Source organism: Pantoea piersonii (assembly GCF_003612015.1).
GTDB lineage: Bacteria > Pseudomonadota > Gammaproteobacteria > Enterobacterales > Enterobacteriaceae > Pantoea > Pantoea piersonii.
This window is the reverse complement of the sequence record NZ_RARB01000011.1, coordinates 19,631-32,653: the sequence shown is the minus strand read 5'-3', so window position 1 is coordinate 32,653 and position 13,023 is coordinate 19,631. Positions and strand designations below refer to the sequence as shown.

Sequence of the window (13,023 nt, the reverse complement as noted above, 5' to 3'; positions counted from 1 at the left end):
TCCGGTTTTTGTCTGTCAGGCCTGCGCTTCGCGTTCAGCAATAAAAGCCAGCGCTTTTTCAATACGCGCCACGCTACGGCGTTGTCCGATAGCTTCGACAGTAACGTCCAGCCCTGGTGACTGGCCTGCGCCGGTGACGGCGACGCGCAGCGGCATGCCGACCTTGCCCATCCCGACTTCCAGCTCATCCGCCGTGCTTTGAATCGCCTGGTGCACGTTTTCCGCCGTCCAGTCGCTAATGGCGGTCAGTTTATCGCGCACGACTTCCAGCGGCTGCCGCGCAACCGGACGCAGATGCTTTTTCGCCGCGTCAGCATCGAACTCATCAAACTCTTCATAGAAGTAACGGCAGGAAGCCGCCATCTCTTTCAGCGTTTTGCAGCGTTCGCCCAGCAGCGTGACCAGCTTCGCCAGTTCCGGGCCGGTGCGGGTGTCAATATTCTGCTGTTCGATGTGCCACTGCAGATGGGTCGCCACATATTCCGGCGGCATGCTGTTAATGTAGTGGTGATTGAGCCACTGCAGCTTTTCGGTGTTGAACGCGCTGGCAGATTTGCTGACGGCGTCCAGCGTAAACAGCGCTTTCATCTCTGGAACAGAGAAGATCTCCTGATCGCCATGGGACCAGCCCAGACGCACCAGGTAGTTAAGCAGCGCTTCCGGCAGGTAGCCGTCGTCGCGGTACTGCATAACCCCTACCGCGCCGTGACGCTTGGAGAGTTTTTTGCCGTCGTCGCCCAAAATCATAGAGACGTGCGCATAAACCGGCACCTGCGCGCCGATCGCTTTAAGGATGTTGATCTGGCGCGGCGTATTGTTGATGTGGTCTTCGCCGCGAATCACATGGGTGATGCCCATATCCCAGTCATCGACGACGACGCAGAAATTGTAGGTCGGCGAACCGTCGGTGCGGCGGATAATCAGGTCGTCCAGCTCCTGGTTGCTGAACTCGATCGGGCCGCGGATCTGGTCGTCAAAAATAACCGAACCTTCCTGCGGGTTGCGGAAGCGCACCACGCAAGGCTCGTCCGCCGCGTGATGTTCATGGCTGTCGCGGCAGTGGCCGTCGTAGCGCGGCTTTTCGCCGTTCGCCATTTGCGTTTCGCGCAGCTGCTCCAGGCGCTCTTTCGAGCAGTAGCATTTATAGGCGGTGCCCGCTTCCAGCATGTCATCGATAACCGCGTTATAGCGATCGAAGCGTTTGGTCTGGTAGTACGGGCCCTCGTCCCAGTCCAGGCTCAGCCAGTTCATGCCATCCATAATGGCTTCGATGGCTTCCGGCGTGGAACGCTCCAGATCGGTGTCTTCGATACGCAGGACAAATTCGCCCTGGTTATGACGTGCGAAAAGCCAGGAGTAGAGCGCGGTGCGTGCGCCGCCGACATGCAGGTAGCCGGTCGGGCTGGGCGCGAAGCGAGTTTTGATTTTCATTCAGCAGTGCCTTAGATGCGCAGGTTCTTTGTCTGGATGACAAAAAACGGGTTAGACGCGAAAAACCGTGCGCACATTCTAGCACTTGGCGTTGAATCCTCAATGACTGCGCGCCTGCGCAAAGGGGTAAAGCGGCGGGTTTCTGCTAATAAAACCAGCACATTGGCTAAAAGCAGCGCGGGATGTCTAATTTTGAAGCGAACGCGCATTTTAGTTTTAAAAAGCGTTGACTCACTTCGAAGGATCCCTATAATGCGACTCCACACAGCGGGGGTGATTAGCTCAGTTGGTAGAGCATCTCCCTTACAAGGAGGGGGTCGGCGGTTCGAGCCCGTCATCACCCACCACTCTTAAGGTGGCCCGCAGTGAACAAGAGATAAGATATGGGTGATTAGCTCAGTTGGTAGAGCATCTCCCTTACAAGGAGGGGGTCGGCGGTTCGAGCCCGTCATCACCCACCATATCTTTGTCAGATGACACTCTTGTTAAGCAGTACCGAAGTGGGTGATTAGCTCAGTTGGTAGAGCATCTCCCTTACAAGGAGGGGGTCGGCGGTTCGAGCCCGTCATCACCCACCACTTCGGGTCGTTAGCTCAGTCGGTAGAGCAGTTGACTTTTAATCAATTGGTCGCAGGTTCGAATCCTGCACGACCCACCAAATTCAGAGAAAAGCGCCCAACGGGCGCTTTTTTCGTTTCTGTACACGTAAGGTTAGCGTGCAGGATGAGAACCTGCGCAGGTTCGACTGAATCGCCGGAGCGATTCAGGCTGATGCGAAGCATCACCCGCAGGGCGAGGCGCCGGACGGGCCGAGGAAAATCCTGCACGACCCACCAAATTCAGAGAAAAGCGCCCAACGGGCGCTTTTTTCGTTTCTGTGCACATAAGGTTAGCGTGCAGGATGAGAACCTGCGCAGGTTCGACTGAATCGCCGGAGCGATTCAGGGTGATGCAAAGCATCACCCGCAGGGCGAGGCCCCGGACGGGCCGAGGCAAATCCTGCACGACCCACCAAATTCAGAGAAAAGCGCCCAACGGGCGCTTTTTTCGTTTCCGGCCACTGCGCCGCGGCCCCGACAATACCTTTTCCAAACCTTAACGCTTTCTTGCCTCAAGCCTTTTTTTCCTGAACCGATAACGATTTTGTCTATTTGCATGCAAGGAGAAAAAAGATGTCCGCAATATCCGCTTTATCTGGCAGTACAGGCAGTAGCGCCGGCAGCAGCAGCGCCAGCGTCTCGTCGCAGATTTCCGCGCTTAATAAGCAGATCCAGAGCATCACGAAGCAGGTTAAAGAGCTGTCGGATAATCAGGATCTGACCGACGAGCAGAAATCTGAAATGGAGCAGATGTACCAGTCGCAAATCGCCATGCTCGAAGCGCAGATTGCTCAGCTTGAGCAGAAGCAGACCGAGCAGGCGCAGCAGAACAGCGAACCGGCGAAACAGGCCGCGAGCGTTCAGGCTGCTGACGGCATTAATCGTCCGACCGCTACCAATCAGGTTAACGTCTATATCTAAAACGCCGGATTTATCGTGCGTTGTTGCGTCAGCAGCGCCGCCTGCTGACGCGCTTCCTGCCAGATCGCCTGCGCCGCAGGCGTCAGCGACCGGTTCTTGCGCTTAACCAGCACCAGGCTGCGGTTGATTTCCGGATAGAGTCGGCGCACGGTCAGCGCCCTGCCCGCCGGAAGCGGCAGCGCCAGCGCCGGTAAGATACTGATGCCGATACCCGCATCGACCATGGGAAACAGCGTCGCCGGATGTCCAATTTCCTGCACGACGTTTACCTCGACCTGCTGCTGTCGCAGCGCCGCGTCGATTAACACCCGACTGCCAGAAGCGTAGTCCTGCAACACCATAGTGCGTCCCGCCAGCATACGCCACTGCGCTTTATCCACCCGGGCGAGCGGATCGTCGCTGCGGCATAGCAGCAAAAAAGGCTCGTCCAGAATCGCCTGGCAGTCGAGATCGCTGTCGTTAAGCGGGCCAATAACAATACCGAAATCGACTTCTGCATTGCGTACGCTCTGCAAAACCATCTCCTGCACTCGGTCATGCAAAATAATCCTGATGTCGGGATAGCTTTGCTGGCTCGCGGCAAGGCATTGCGGCATCAGATGCGCGGAGATGGTCTGGCTGGCGGCGATACGCACCGTACCGCTGCGCTGTTCGCCGTAGCTGCGAATATCCAGCAGCGTAGAGTTCATCTCTTCCAGCAGGCTCGCCATGCGCGAGGCGAGCTGCTGCCCCGCTTCCGTCAGCATCACTTCGCGGGTCGTTCTGTCGAGCAGCCGCACGCCAGTAACGGCTTCCAGCTCTTTAATGCTGTGGCTGACGGCCGACTGGCTTAACCCAATCGCCTGTCCGGCCTGGCTGAATCCGCCATAGTGGGCGACAGCGACAAAGGTGCGCAGCTGGCGTAAAGTGTAATTCATCGAAATGGCTCATAGATTGATGCAATAAATCAATTTTATTTCTAAACCCACTTCCCGCACAATCACACCATGTAAATTTTAACCGGATTTTAACAATGGGATTTCTGCGACTCGATCCGATGATGATCAAACTGATCATCACGGTGCTGCTGGCCACCTTCCTGCCTGCTAAAGGCATCTTTGTCGATATCTTCGAATACCTGACCACGGCCGCCATCGCCCTGCTGTTTTTTATGCACGGCGCCAAGCTGTCACGCGAAAAGATCATTGCGGGCAGCAGCCACTGGCGGCTGCATTTGTGGATTATGTTCAGCACCTTCGTGCTCTTCCCGATTATCGGCCTGCTGATCGTCTGGTGGCACCCGGTTAAGGTCAGCGCAGAGATCTATACCGGCTTTATCTATCTCTGCATTCTGCCCGCCACCGTACAGTCCGCTATCGCCTTTACCTCAATAGCGGGCGGTAACGTAGCGGCGGCGGTATGCAGCGCCTCGGCGTCGAGCCTGCTGGGCGTCTTTATCTCTCCGCTGCTGGTGAATCTGGTTATGGACGTGCACAGCAGCGCGCCCACCAACGGGCTTGAGCAGGTCGGCAAAATTATGCTGCAGCTGCTGGTGCCCTTCGTGCTGGGTCACCTGTCGCGCCGCTGGATCGCCGGCTGGGTGGAAAGGCATCGCAGCCTGATCGGCAAAACCGACCAGACCTCGATTCTGCTGGTGGTTTACTCCGCCTTTAGCGAAGCAGTAGTTAACGGCATCTGGCATCGCGTCGGCATTGATACCCTGCTGTGGATCCTGGCGGGCTGTCTGCTGCTGCTGGCGCTGGTACTGACAATTAATCTCTGCGCCTCGCGCCTGTTTGGCTTTAATCGCGCTGATGAAATCGTGGTGCTGTTTTGCGGTTCGAAAAAGAGCCTGGCGAACGGCGTGCCGATGGCGAACATTCTCTTCCCGGCCAGCGCGGTGGGGATTATCGTGCTGCCGCTAATGATTTTCCATCAGGTGCAGCTGATGATCTGCTCTTATATCGCGCAGCGCTACAAAGCCAGCCATGAGAAGAAGCTGAAGCAAGAGATGAGGCCGACCGTCGTGGAGTCGCAGAAGTAATAAAAAAGCCCGCCGAAGCGGGCTTTTTTACGCGTTGCGTTTAAGCGGTTTGACCAGACCTTCCAGACCTTCAATTTTGATAGCGAGCGTCATCTGCATCAGCTCGCCTAAATGGCCGGAGGGAAACTCCGCTTTGCGCGCGAACCACAGCAGGTAAGGCTCCGGCAGATCGATGAGCAGGCAGCCTTTATACTTGCCAAACGGCATCGCCGTATTGGCGATCTCAACCAGGAACGCCTTGTCCATATCAGGCATCCAGCAGCCGAATCATTTCGGCTTCGTCGATAACCTCAATGCCCAGCTCCTGCGCTTTGACCAGCTTGGAGCCAGCCGCTTCGCCCGCGATGACCAGATCGGTTTTCTTCGAGACGCTGCCGCTTACCTTCGCGCCAAGCGCGGTCAGGCGATCTTTAGCCTCATCACGCGTTAGCTGCGTCAGCGAGCCGGTCAGCACCACGGTTTTACCGGCAAACGGGCTGTCGATCTCTTCCGCCTTCACCACCTCGATCCTGGGCCAGTGCACCCCCGCCTCTTTCACCAGCTGACGAATGACTTCGCGGTTGCTCTCTTCTTCCATAAAGTTGCGCACGTGGGTGGCGACAACGGTGCCGACATCCTGAACCGCAATCAGCGCCTCCAGATCGGCATCCATCACTTTTTGCAACTCGCCAAAGTGATTCGCCAGGTTGGCAGCGGTCGCTTCGCCCACTTCACGAATGCCGAGCGCGTAGAGAAAACGCGCCAGCGTAGTCGATTTCGCCTTTTCCAGCGCGTTTACCACGTTTTGCGCGGATTTCGGCCCCATGCGATCCAGGCCAAGCAGCTTCTCTGGCGTCAGGCGGAACAGATCCGCAGGCGTTTTGACATATTCGGTCTCTACCAGCTGGTCGATAATTTTATCGCCCAGGCCATCGACGTCCATCGCGCGACGCGAGACAAAATGCTTCAGCGCCTCTTTGCGCTGCGCGCCGCAGATTAGCCCGCCGGTACAGCGCGTCACGGCCTCACCCTCGACGCGTTCAACGTCAGATCCGCATACCGGACAGTGCGTGGGGAAAACCACTTCGCGCGCATCGGCCGGACGCTCGGAGAGCACCACGTTTACAACCTGCGGAATGACGTCGCCCGCGCGGCGGATCACAACCTTATCGCCAATGCGCAGGCCGAGACGCTCGATCTCATCCGCGTTGTGCAGGGTCGCGTTGCTCACCATCGCGCCCGCCACCAGAACCGGCTCCAGACGCGCTACCGGCGTCACGGCGCCGGTACGGCCTACCTGAAATTCCACGTCGCGCACGAACGTCATCTGTTCCTGCGCCGGAAACTTGAACGCCACTGCCCAGCGCGGCGCGCGCGCCACAAAACCGAGGCGTTCCTGCAGCGCCTGCGAGTCGACTTTGATCACCACGCCGTCGATATCGAAACCCAGATCGGGACGCGTCTCTTCTACATTCCGGTAAAACGCCAGCGCCTCTTCCGCGCCCTGTACCAGCCGGATCCGGTCGCTGACCGGCAATCCCCAGGCTTTAAACTGCTGCAGTCGCGCATAGTGGCTGCCAGGGAGTTCCCCCCCTTCCAGCAGGCCGAAGCCGTAGCAGAAAAAGGTCAGCGGGCGCTTCGCAGTGATGCGCGGGTCGAGCTGACGCAGGGAGCCAGCAGCGGCGTTGCGCGGGTTGGCGAAGACCTTGCCGTCGGTGCGACGCGCTTCGGCATTGAGCTTTTCAAAGCCGCGCTGCGTCATAAAGACTTCGCCGCGCACTTCCAGCCGCGCAGGAAAATCATCGCCCTTCAGGCGCAGCGGAATCGCGCCGATGGTGCGAACGTTAGCGGTGATGTTCTCTCCCGTGGTGCCGTCGCCGCGGGTTGCGGCGCGCGTCAGCAGGCCATTTTCATAGAGCAGGCTTACCGCCAGGCCATCCAGCTTCAGTTCGCAGCAGTAGGCGATATCGTCACTGCTTTTCAGGCGATCCTGCACGCGCTTGTTGAAGGCGAGGAAACCGGCTTCGTCAAAGGTATTGTCCAGAGACAACATCGGCACCTCATGGCGCACCTGTTCAAATACCGTCAGCGGCGCTGCGCCAACGCGCTGGGTCGGCGAATCGGGCGTAATGAGATCGGGATGTTGCTCTTCCAGCGCGCGCAGTTCGCGCATCAGGCGGTCATATTCGGCGTCCGGTATCTCGGGCGCGTCCATTACGTGATAAAGATATTCATGATGGCGCAGCGTGGTGCGCAGTTCGGTGATCTGGTCCTGAACGGATTTCATATTGCCCCATCAGATAAAAAACCCCCGACAGGCGGGGGTTTGGTGAATCAGGATTAATGGCCTGGATTATTCTCTGGACTCAATGACCTCGCGGATGCGGGTCTTGTAGGTTTCCAGCTTCTGCGGCGTCATCATACGACGCTCATCGTCCAGCACCACGCCGCCGACATCATCGGCGATGCGCTGCGCGGACTGCAGCATCAGCTTAAAGTTTTGGTTAGCGTCGCCGTAGGAAGGCACCATCATAAAGATAGAGATGCCCGGCGTGGAAAAATCAGACATCTCGTCTGGATTAAACGAGCCTGGCTTAACCATATTGGCCAGGCTGAACAGCACCGGGCCACTGCCCGCAGGGCTGAGATGACGATGGAAAATATTCATTTCGCCGAACTGGAAGCCCGCCTGCAGGATGCCCTGCAGCAGCGCTTCGCCGTTCAGCGTGCCGCCGGTGTGCGCGGCGACGTGAAGCACCAGCACCGTCTCCTTCGGCTTGCCCGGCGCTTTAGGCGTCTCCTGGCGAACCGGTTCTTCGTGCTGAGGCTCCTGATATTCCGGCTGGTGATGAGCAGCGTGCTGCGGCTCATGCTCCGGCTCGGCCTGGAATTCCGGCTCAGGCTGTACAGCTTCCAGCGGATCTAAATCCAGCAGCGGATCGGCCTGTATGGGCTGCGCTGGCGCAAAGCGCGGCGCAGGTTGCTGCGGCGCTGGTGTCTGGACCGGCTGAGGTTGTGGTTGCGGGCGCGGCTGCTGAGTACGCGGCTGTTGCGGCGTCAGCAACGGATCGTTTTCCGGCTGCGGCTGAGGGCGCGCGGCTGGCTGACGCGGCTTCTCCGGCGTCGCGCTGAAGGGAGGCGTATCATCCTGCGGCTCGTCGCGGAAATTATCGATGCGCGGCTCCTGATGCGGCCGTTCATGGCGCACGCGAACGTCGCCGACGCCCTCTTCATCGTCAGTCAGGCTATCTTCATCATCGTCGCGCTGGTCGCGCTGTTTGAGCCGTTTGTGCGGGCGATCGCGGAACACTGATGAGCGCTCTTTACGGCTGGTCCACAGCCCGTGAAGAAGGAGCGCTATAATGGCGATCGCGCCAACAACGATTAATATCAGACGCAAATCCTGCATCATTGTATTCTCTGTTGTTCCAATACCTTGCCACCGCGGCAAACTTTATCCTCTAACTGTATTTGCCCAGCTAAACAAGTGCAAGCTCGTGCAGTATTTTCTGACAAATAAGATAGTCACCCCACGTTTTTTTGCTCTTTTTTCACACAATCTCCTCATGGTCAGGAGAAAAAGCCAGGTTATCATGGTCTCGCCTGATTATTTTCTGGAGAGTTGCCTGTATGGCCAACAAGAACACTGTCTCAAGTTTCAACGGCGTGCACTATTTTAGCGAAGGCTGGAGACTGGTTCGTCTGCCAGGCATCCGACGTTTCGTCATTGTCCCGCTGCTGGTCAATATCCTGCTGCTGGGCGGCGCATTCGTCTGGCTGTTTTACCGGCTGGGCAACTGGATCCCGCAGCTTATGGCGTATATCCCCGACTGGCTGCAGTGGCTGAGTTATCTGCTCTGGCCGCTGTCAGTTATCTCTATCGTGCTGGTGTTCAGCTACTTCTTTTCTACTATTGCCAACTGGATCGCCGCGCCGTTTTGCGGGCTGCTGGCGGAACAGCTGGAAGGTCGCCTGACGGGCAAAGCGATGCCGGACAGCGGCTGGCTGGCGATGCTGAAAGATGTACCGCGCATTATGAAGCGCGAACTGCAAAAGCTCGGTTACTATCTGCCGCGCGCGCTCGGCCTGCTGCTGCTCTACTTTATTCCAGGCTTTGGCCAGACGGTGGCGCCGGTGCTGTGGTTCCTGTTCAGCGCATGGATGCTCTCCGTGCAATATTGCGACTATCCGTTCGATAACCACAAGGTGAGTTTCCAGCAGATGCGCAGCGCCCTGCGCAGACATAAATCGGCCAATATGCAGTTCGGCGCGCTGGTCAGCCTGTTTACCATGATCCCCATCCTCAACCTGGCGATAATGCCGGTAGCGGTGTGCGGCGCAACGGCGATGTGGGTCGATCGCTATCGCGGGCAACTGGGTCGTAGTGAGCTACGCTAGTACTCATCAGAACGCCTTATGCATTTTTTGCAGAGGCTTATTGCGCAGGGACATATAGATATGCGTTTTCTTTCCTTCCGCGCGCAGACAGAAAGGGTATGCTCAGAGGGCTCCCAATAATTCATACAGTTAAGGACAGGCTATGAGTAAGATCTATGAAGATAACTCGTTGACAATTGGTCATACGCCACTGGTTCGACTGAACCGCATCGGTAACGGCCGCATTCTGGCGAAGGTAGAATCCCGTAACCCGAGCTTCAGCGTAAAATGCCGTATCGGTGCCAATATGATTTGGGACGCAGAGAAACGCGGTATTTTGAAACCTGGCGTCGAACTGGTCGAGCCGACCAGCGGCAATACCGGCATCGCGCTGGCCTACGTCGCTGCCGCGCGCGGCTACAAGCTGACGCTGACCATGCCGGAAACCATGTCCGTTGAGCGTCGCAAGCTGCTGAAAGCGCTGGGTGCCAACCTGGTGCTGACCGAAGGGGCCAAGGGTATGAAAGGCGCTATCGCTAAAGCAGAAGAGATTGTCGCCAGCGACCCGGACAAATATGTGCTGCTGCAGCAGTTCAGCAACCCGGCCAACCCGGAAATCCACGAGAAGACCACCGGCCCTGAAATCTGGGAAGATACCGACGGCGCTGTGGATGTGTTTATCTCAGGCGTCGGCACCGGCGGAACGCTGACCGGTGTCTCTCGCTATATCAAAAATACCAAAGGCAAAAAAGATCTGATTACCGTGGCGGTCGAACCAACCGACTCGCCGGTCATCGCTCAGGCTATGGCAGGGGAAGAGATTAAACCCGGGCCGCATAAGATTCAGGGCATCGGCGCCGGTTTTATTCCCGGCAACCTGGATCTCGATTTGATCGATCGCGTGGTGGCCATCACCAACGAAGAAGCGATCAACACTGCGCGCCAGCTGATGGAAGAAGAAGGCATTCTCGCCGGGATTTCCTCCGGCGCAGCCGTCGCGGCGGCGCTGAAGCTGCAGGAAGATGAGGCGTTCGCCAACAAAAACATCGTCGTCATTCTGCCCTCCTCTGGCGAGCGCTATCTGAGTACCGCGCTGTTTGCCGATCTTTTCACCGAGAAAGAGCTGCAGCAGTAACGCCAGATTCTGAAAATGCTGAAAAAAGCACCCAAATGGGTGCTTTTTTGTGGCGTAGATCCCACTTTCGCCACCGCCCAGATTGATTTCAGTGACACTGCTCTGGTATTTAAGCTGCCAATTATTTCGGTGCCTGAAATTAATCCGCCTTTGAAGTGGATCAAGCTGAATCGATTTAAGGATTTGGCGATATGGCGAATCACGGCATAATTAGCAGCTGAAGCGCTCGACAGGGAATTTGACCCTTCAACTGGAATGACGTACTCATTCAAGCGCATTTATTGGTCAGCGTAACGCTATACCCGCGCACCTACACAGGCTAAAGTTACGGCTCCAGGCTAGACTTTAAGTCCATAACACCAAACCTGATAACGTTGGGGAAACAGAATGTTCCAGCAAGAAGTTACTATCACCGCGCCTAATGGTCTTCACACTCGCCCTGCCGCGCAGTTTGTTAAAGAAGCGAAAGCGTTCCAGTCAGAAATCACCGTCACCTCTAACGGCAAATCAGCCAGCGCCAAGAGCCTGTTCAAACTGCAGACGCTGGGTCTGACTCAGGGCACGGTTGTCACGCTCTCTGCTGAAGGCGAAGATGAGCAGCAGGCCGTGGAGCATCTGGTTAAACTGATGGCTGAACTGGAGTAATCCACTCAGCTTTTGCTGTATACCGACTCCTTTGCCCCATTGAGTGCAAACATCTTGATCGCGGACAACTTGTCCGCGTTATCACATCCGTAGAGTACAGCTCCCGCGACAATGGCAACGCATTGGGTCAAAGAGCCATCGTGATTAAAAGGTAGGGTTATGATTTCAGGCATTTTAGCATCACCAGGTATCGCTTTCGGCAAAGCTCTGCTGTTGATTGAGGATGAGATCGTCATCAACCGCAAAAAGATTTCTGAAGACCAGGTCGATCAGGAAGTAAAACGCTTCCTCGACGGCCGCGCTCAGGCTGCGCAGCAGCTGGAAGCGATCAGAGTGAAAGCGGGTGAAACGTTTGGTGAAGAGAAAGCAGCCATCTTCGAAGGCCACATCATGTTGCTGGAAGACGAAGAGCTGGAGCAGGAAATCATCGACCTGATCAAAAAAGATCACGCGTCGGCCGACGCTGCCGCCTACTCCGTTATCGACGGTCAGGCAAAGGCGCTCGAAGAGCTCGATGACGAATACCTCAAAGAACGCGCCGCTGACGTTCGCGATATCGGCAAACGTCTGCTGCAAAACATTCTCGGTCTGCATATTGTTGACCTGAGCGCTATCCAGGACGAATCGATTCTGGTAGCGAAAGATTTAACGCCGTCGGAAACCGCGCAGCTGAACCTGAAAAAGGTGCTGGGCTTTATTACCGATCTCGGCGGCCGTACGTCGCACACGTCGATTATGGCGCGCTCGCTGGAGCTGCCTGCGATTGTCGGCACCGGCAACGTGACCGCGACGGTGAAAAACGGCGACTTCCTGATTCTGGACGGCGTTAACAATCAAGTTTACGTCAATCCGTCAGAGAGCGAGCTGGAAGAGCTGAAGGCCGTTCAGACACAGTATCTGAGCGAAAAACATGAACTGGCTAAGCTGAAAGATCTGCCGGCGATCACGCTGGACGGACATCAGGTTGAAGTGTGCGCCAACATCGGCACCGTGCGCGATGTTGCTGGCGCAGAGCGCAACGGCGCGGAGGGCATCGGTCTCTACCGCACCGAGTTCCTGTTTATGGACCGCGACTCGCTGCCAACCGAAGAAGAGCAGTTCCAGGCGTATAAAGCGGTTGCTGAAGCCGTTGGCTCGCAGGCCGTTATCGTGCGCACGATGGATATCGGCGGCGACAAAGATTTGCCTTACATGAACCTGCCGAAAGAAGAGAACCCGTTCCTCGGCTGGCGCGCGATTCGTATCGCCATGGATCGTAAAGAGATCCTGCATGCCCAGCTGCGCGCGATTTTACGCGCCTCCTCTTTCGGCAAGCTGCGCATTATGTTCCCGATGATTATCTCTGTTGAAGAGGTACGCATCCTGAAGGGCGAGCTGGAGCTTCTGAAAGCGCAGCTGCGCGAAGAAGGCAAAGCGTTCGACGAAACTATTGAAGTCGGCATTATGGTGGAAACCCCTGCTTCAGCGGTTATTGCGCGCCATCTGGCTAAAGAAGTGGATTTTTTCAGTATTGGGACAAACGACCTGACGCAGTATACTCTGGCGGTCGATCGTGGTAATGATTTGATTTCGCACCTCTATAACCCGATGTCGCCGTCGGTGCTGGGCTTGATCAAGCAGGTGATCGATGCTTCTCATGCCGAAGGTAAGTGGACCGGCATGTGCGGTGAGCTGGCTGGTGATGAACGTGCTACACTACTGTTACTGGGTATGGGGCTGGACGAATTCAGCATGAGTGCCATTTCGATCCCAGGCATTAAGAAAATTATTCGTAATACGAATTTCGAAGATGCGAAAGCTCTGGCGGAGCAGGCTCTGGCTCAACCTACAGCGGAAGAACTGATGAACCTGGTTAACAAGTTCATTAAAGAGAAAACACTCTGCTGATCCACGAGACGCTGGCCCAACAATAC

Annotated in this window: 12 protein-coding genes, 4 tRNA genes and 2 other RNA genes; 13 read left to right on the top strand and 5 right to left on the bottom strand. The window is 56.4% G+C overall.

Features of this window, described 5'->3' with window-relative positions; translation table 11 throughout:
• Positions 1-15: 15 nt before the first annotated feature.
• On the bottom strand, positions 16-1,431 hold the full coding sequence (gltX, locus tag D7S44_RS21095; RefSeq protein WP_120458183.1) for a glutamate--tRNA ligase: 1,416 nt from the start codon (positions 1,429-1,431) through the stop codon (positions 16-18).
• A 271-nt stretch (positions 1,432-1,702) separates the two neighbouring features.
• Between gltX and D7S44_RS21090 the strand changes: the two genes are divergently transcribed.
• The 7 genes from D7S44_RS21090 to D7S44_RS21060 all read left to right on the top strand — a co-directional run bounded on the left by D7S44_RS21090 (position 1,703) and on the right by D7S44_RS21060 (position 2,951).
• Positions 1,703-1,778: transfer RNA gene (locus D7S44_RS21090), tRNA-Val, on the top strand.
• 38 nt (positions 1,779-1,816) lie between these two features.
• A tRNA-Val gene (locus tag D7S44_RS21085) sits at positions 1,817-1,892 on the top strand.
• 41 nt (positions 1,893-1,933) lie between these two features.
• Positions 1,934-2,009: transfer RNA gene (locus D7S44_RS21080), tRNA-Val, on the top strand.
• Positions 2,010-2,013: 4 nt separating this feature from the next.
• A tRNA-Lys gene (locus D7S44_RS21075) sits at positions 2,014-2,089 on the top strand.
• 44 nt (positions 2,090-2,133) lie between these two features.
• Positions 2,134-2,267, top strand: a non-coding RNA gene (locus tag D7S44_RS21070) — RtT sRNA.
• 44 nt (positions 2,268-2,311) lie between these two features.
• Positions 2,312-2,445: non-coding RNA, RtT sRNA (locus tag D7S44_RS21065), on the top strand.
• Between the two features lie 158 nt (positions 2,446-2,603).
• Positions 2,604-2,951 carry a FlxA-like family protein gene (locus tag D7S44_RS21060; protein ID WP_120458182.1) on the top strand — a complete coding sequence of 116 codons (348 nt, stop codon included), beginning with the start codon at positions 2,604-2,606 and terminating at the stop codon, positions 2,949-2,951.
• On the opposite strand, the gene D7S44_RS21055 is transcribed toward D7S44_RS21060, so the two are convergent.
• Positions 2,948-3,868 (bottom strand): LysR family transcriptional regulator, encoded by a 921-nt coding sequence (locus D7S44_RS21055; protein ID WP_120458181.1) that lies wholly within the window; start codon positions 3,866-3,868, stop codon positions 2,948-2,950. The genes D7S44_RS21060 and D7S44_RS21055 overlap by 4 nt on opposite strands.
• A gap of 95 nt (positions 3,869-3,963) precedes the next feature.
• Here D7S44_RS21055 and D7S44_RS21050 point away from each other — a divergent pair, with 95 nt between their 5' ends.
• A complete protein-coding gene (locus D7S44_RS21050; RefSeq protein WP_120458180.1) occupies positions 3,964-4,974 on the top strand; it encodes a bile acid:sodium symporter family protein in 1,011 nt (336 codons plus the stop codon).
• 27 nt (positions 4,975-5,001) lie between these two features.
• Here the strand turns inward: D7S44_RS21050 and D7S44_RS21045 are convergent, their stop codons facing one another.
• From D7S44_RS21045 to zipA, 3 genes are all read right to left on the bottom strand, one after another.
• Positions 5,002-5,220, bottom strand: a complete 219-nt coding sequence (locus D7S44_RS21045) for a DUF3820 family protein (RefSeq protein ID WP_120458179.1) — start codon at positions 5,218-5,220, stop codon at positions 5,002-5,004.
• Between the two features lies 1 nt (position 5,221).
• On the bottom strand, positions 5,222-7,240 hold the full coding sequence (gene ligA, locus D7S44_RS21040) for an NAD-dependent DNA ligase LigA (RefSeq protein WP_120458178.1): 2,019 nt from the start codon (positions 7,238-7,240) through the stop codon (positions 5,222-5,224).
• A 66-nt stretch (positions 7,241-7,306) separates the two neighbouring features.
• A complete protein-coding gene (gene zipA, locus D7S44_RS21035) occupies positions 7,307-8,365 on the bottom strand; it encodes a cell division protein ZipA (RefSeq protein WP_120458177.1) in 1,059 nt (352 codons plus the stop codon).
• A 218-nt stretch (positions 8,366-8,583) separates the two neighbouring features.
• Between zipA and cysZ the strand changes: the two genes are divergently transcribed.
• The 5 genes from cysZ (at position 8,584) to ptsI (ending at position 12,997) form a co-directional block, all read left to right on the top strand.
• On the top strand, positions 8,584-9,351 hold the full coding sequence (gene cysZ, locus D7S44_RS21030) for a sulfate transporter CysZ (protein WP_120458176.1): 768 nt from the start codon (positions 8,584-8,586) through the stop codon (positions 9,349-9,351).
• 142 nt (positions 9,352-9,493) lie between these two features.
• Positions 9,494-10,465: a cysteine synthase A gene (cysK, locus tag D7S44_RS21025; RefSeq protein WP_120458175.1), complete on the top strand. Its 972-nt coding sequence runs from the start codon at positions 9,494-9,496 to the stop codon at positions 10,463-10,465.
• A gap of 15 nt (positions 10,466-10,480) precedes the next feature.
• Positions 10,481-10,675 carry a hypothetical protein gene (locus D7S44_RS21020; protein WP_120458174.1) on the top strand — a complete coding sequence of 65 codons (195 nt, stop codon included), beginning with the start codon at positions 10,481-10,483 and terminating at the stop codon, positions 10,673-10,675.
• A gap of 177 nt (positions 10,676-10,852) precedes the next feature.
• Positions 10,853-11,110 carry a phosphocarrier protein Hpr gene (gene ptsH, locus D7S44_RS21015; RefSeq protein ID WP_007889063.1) on the top strand — a complete coding sequence of 86 codons (258 nt, stop codon included), beginning with the start codon at positions 10,853-10,855 and terminating at the stop codon, positions 11,108-11,110.
• A 159-nt stretch (positions 11,111-11,269) separates the two neighbouring features.
• On the top strand, positions 11,270-12,997 hold the full coding sequence (gene ptsI / locus D7S44_RS21010) for a phosphoenolpyruvate-protein phosphotransferase PtsI (RefSeq protein WP_120458173.1): 1,728 nt from the start codon (positions 11,270-11,272) through the stop codon (positions 12,995-12,997).
• Positions 12,998-13,023: the final 26 nt, after the last annotated feature.

Excerpts from the sequence above, each read along its gene's own strand:
- D7S44_RS21045 (WP_120458179.1), bottom strand. The coding sequence starts at position 5,220 with ATGGACAAGGCGTTCCTGGTTGAGATCGCCAATACGGCGATGCCGTTT.
- gltX (WP_120458183.1), bottom strand. The coding sequence starts at position 1,431 with ATGAAAATCAAAACTCGCTTCGCGCCCAGCCCGACCGGCTACCTGCAT.
- zipA (WP_120458177.1), bottom strand. The coding sequence starts at position 8,365 with ATGATGCAGGATTTGCGTCTGATATTAATCGTTGTTGGCGCGATCGCC.
- D7S44_RS21050 (WP_120458180.1), top strand. The coding sequence starts at position 3,964 with ATGGGATTTCTGCGACTCGATCCGATGATGATCAAACTGATCATCACG.
- cysK (WP_120458175.1), top strand. The coding sequence starts at position 9,494 with ATGAGTAAGATCTATGAAGATAACTCGTTGACAATTGGTCATACGCCA.
- ptsI (WP_120458173.1), top strand. The coding sequence starts at position 11,270 with ATGATTTCAGGCATTTTAGCATCACCAGGTATCGCTTTCGGCAAAGCT.
- D7S44_RS21060 (WP_120458182.1), top strand. The coding sequence starts at position 2,604 with ATGTCCGCAATATCCGCTTTATCTGGCAGTACAGGCAGTAGCGCCGGC.
- D7S44_RS21020 (WP_120458174.1), top strand. The coding sequence starts at position 10,481 with ATGCTGAAAAAAGCACCCAAATGGGTGCTTTTTTGTGGCGTAGATCCC.
- cysZ (WP_120458176.1), top strand. The coding sequence starts at position 8,584 with ATGGCCAACAAGAACACTGTCTCAAGTTTCAACGGCGTGCACTATTTT.
- D7S44_RS21055 (WP_120458181.1), bottom strand. The coding sequence starts at position 3,868 with ATGAATTACACTTTACGCCAGCTGCGCACCTTTGTCGCTGTCGCCCAC.
- ptsH (WP_007889063.1), top strand. The coding sequence starts at position 10,853 with ATGTTCCAGCAAGAAGTTACTATCACCGCGCCTAATGGTCTTCACACT.
- ligA (WP_120458178.1), bottom strand. The coding sequence starts at position 7,240 with ATGAAATCCGTTCAGGACCAGATCACCGAACTGCGCACCACGCTGCGC.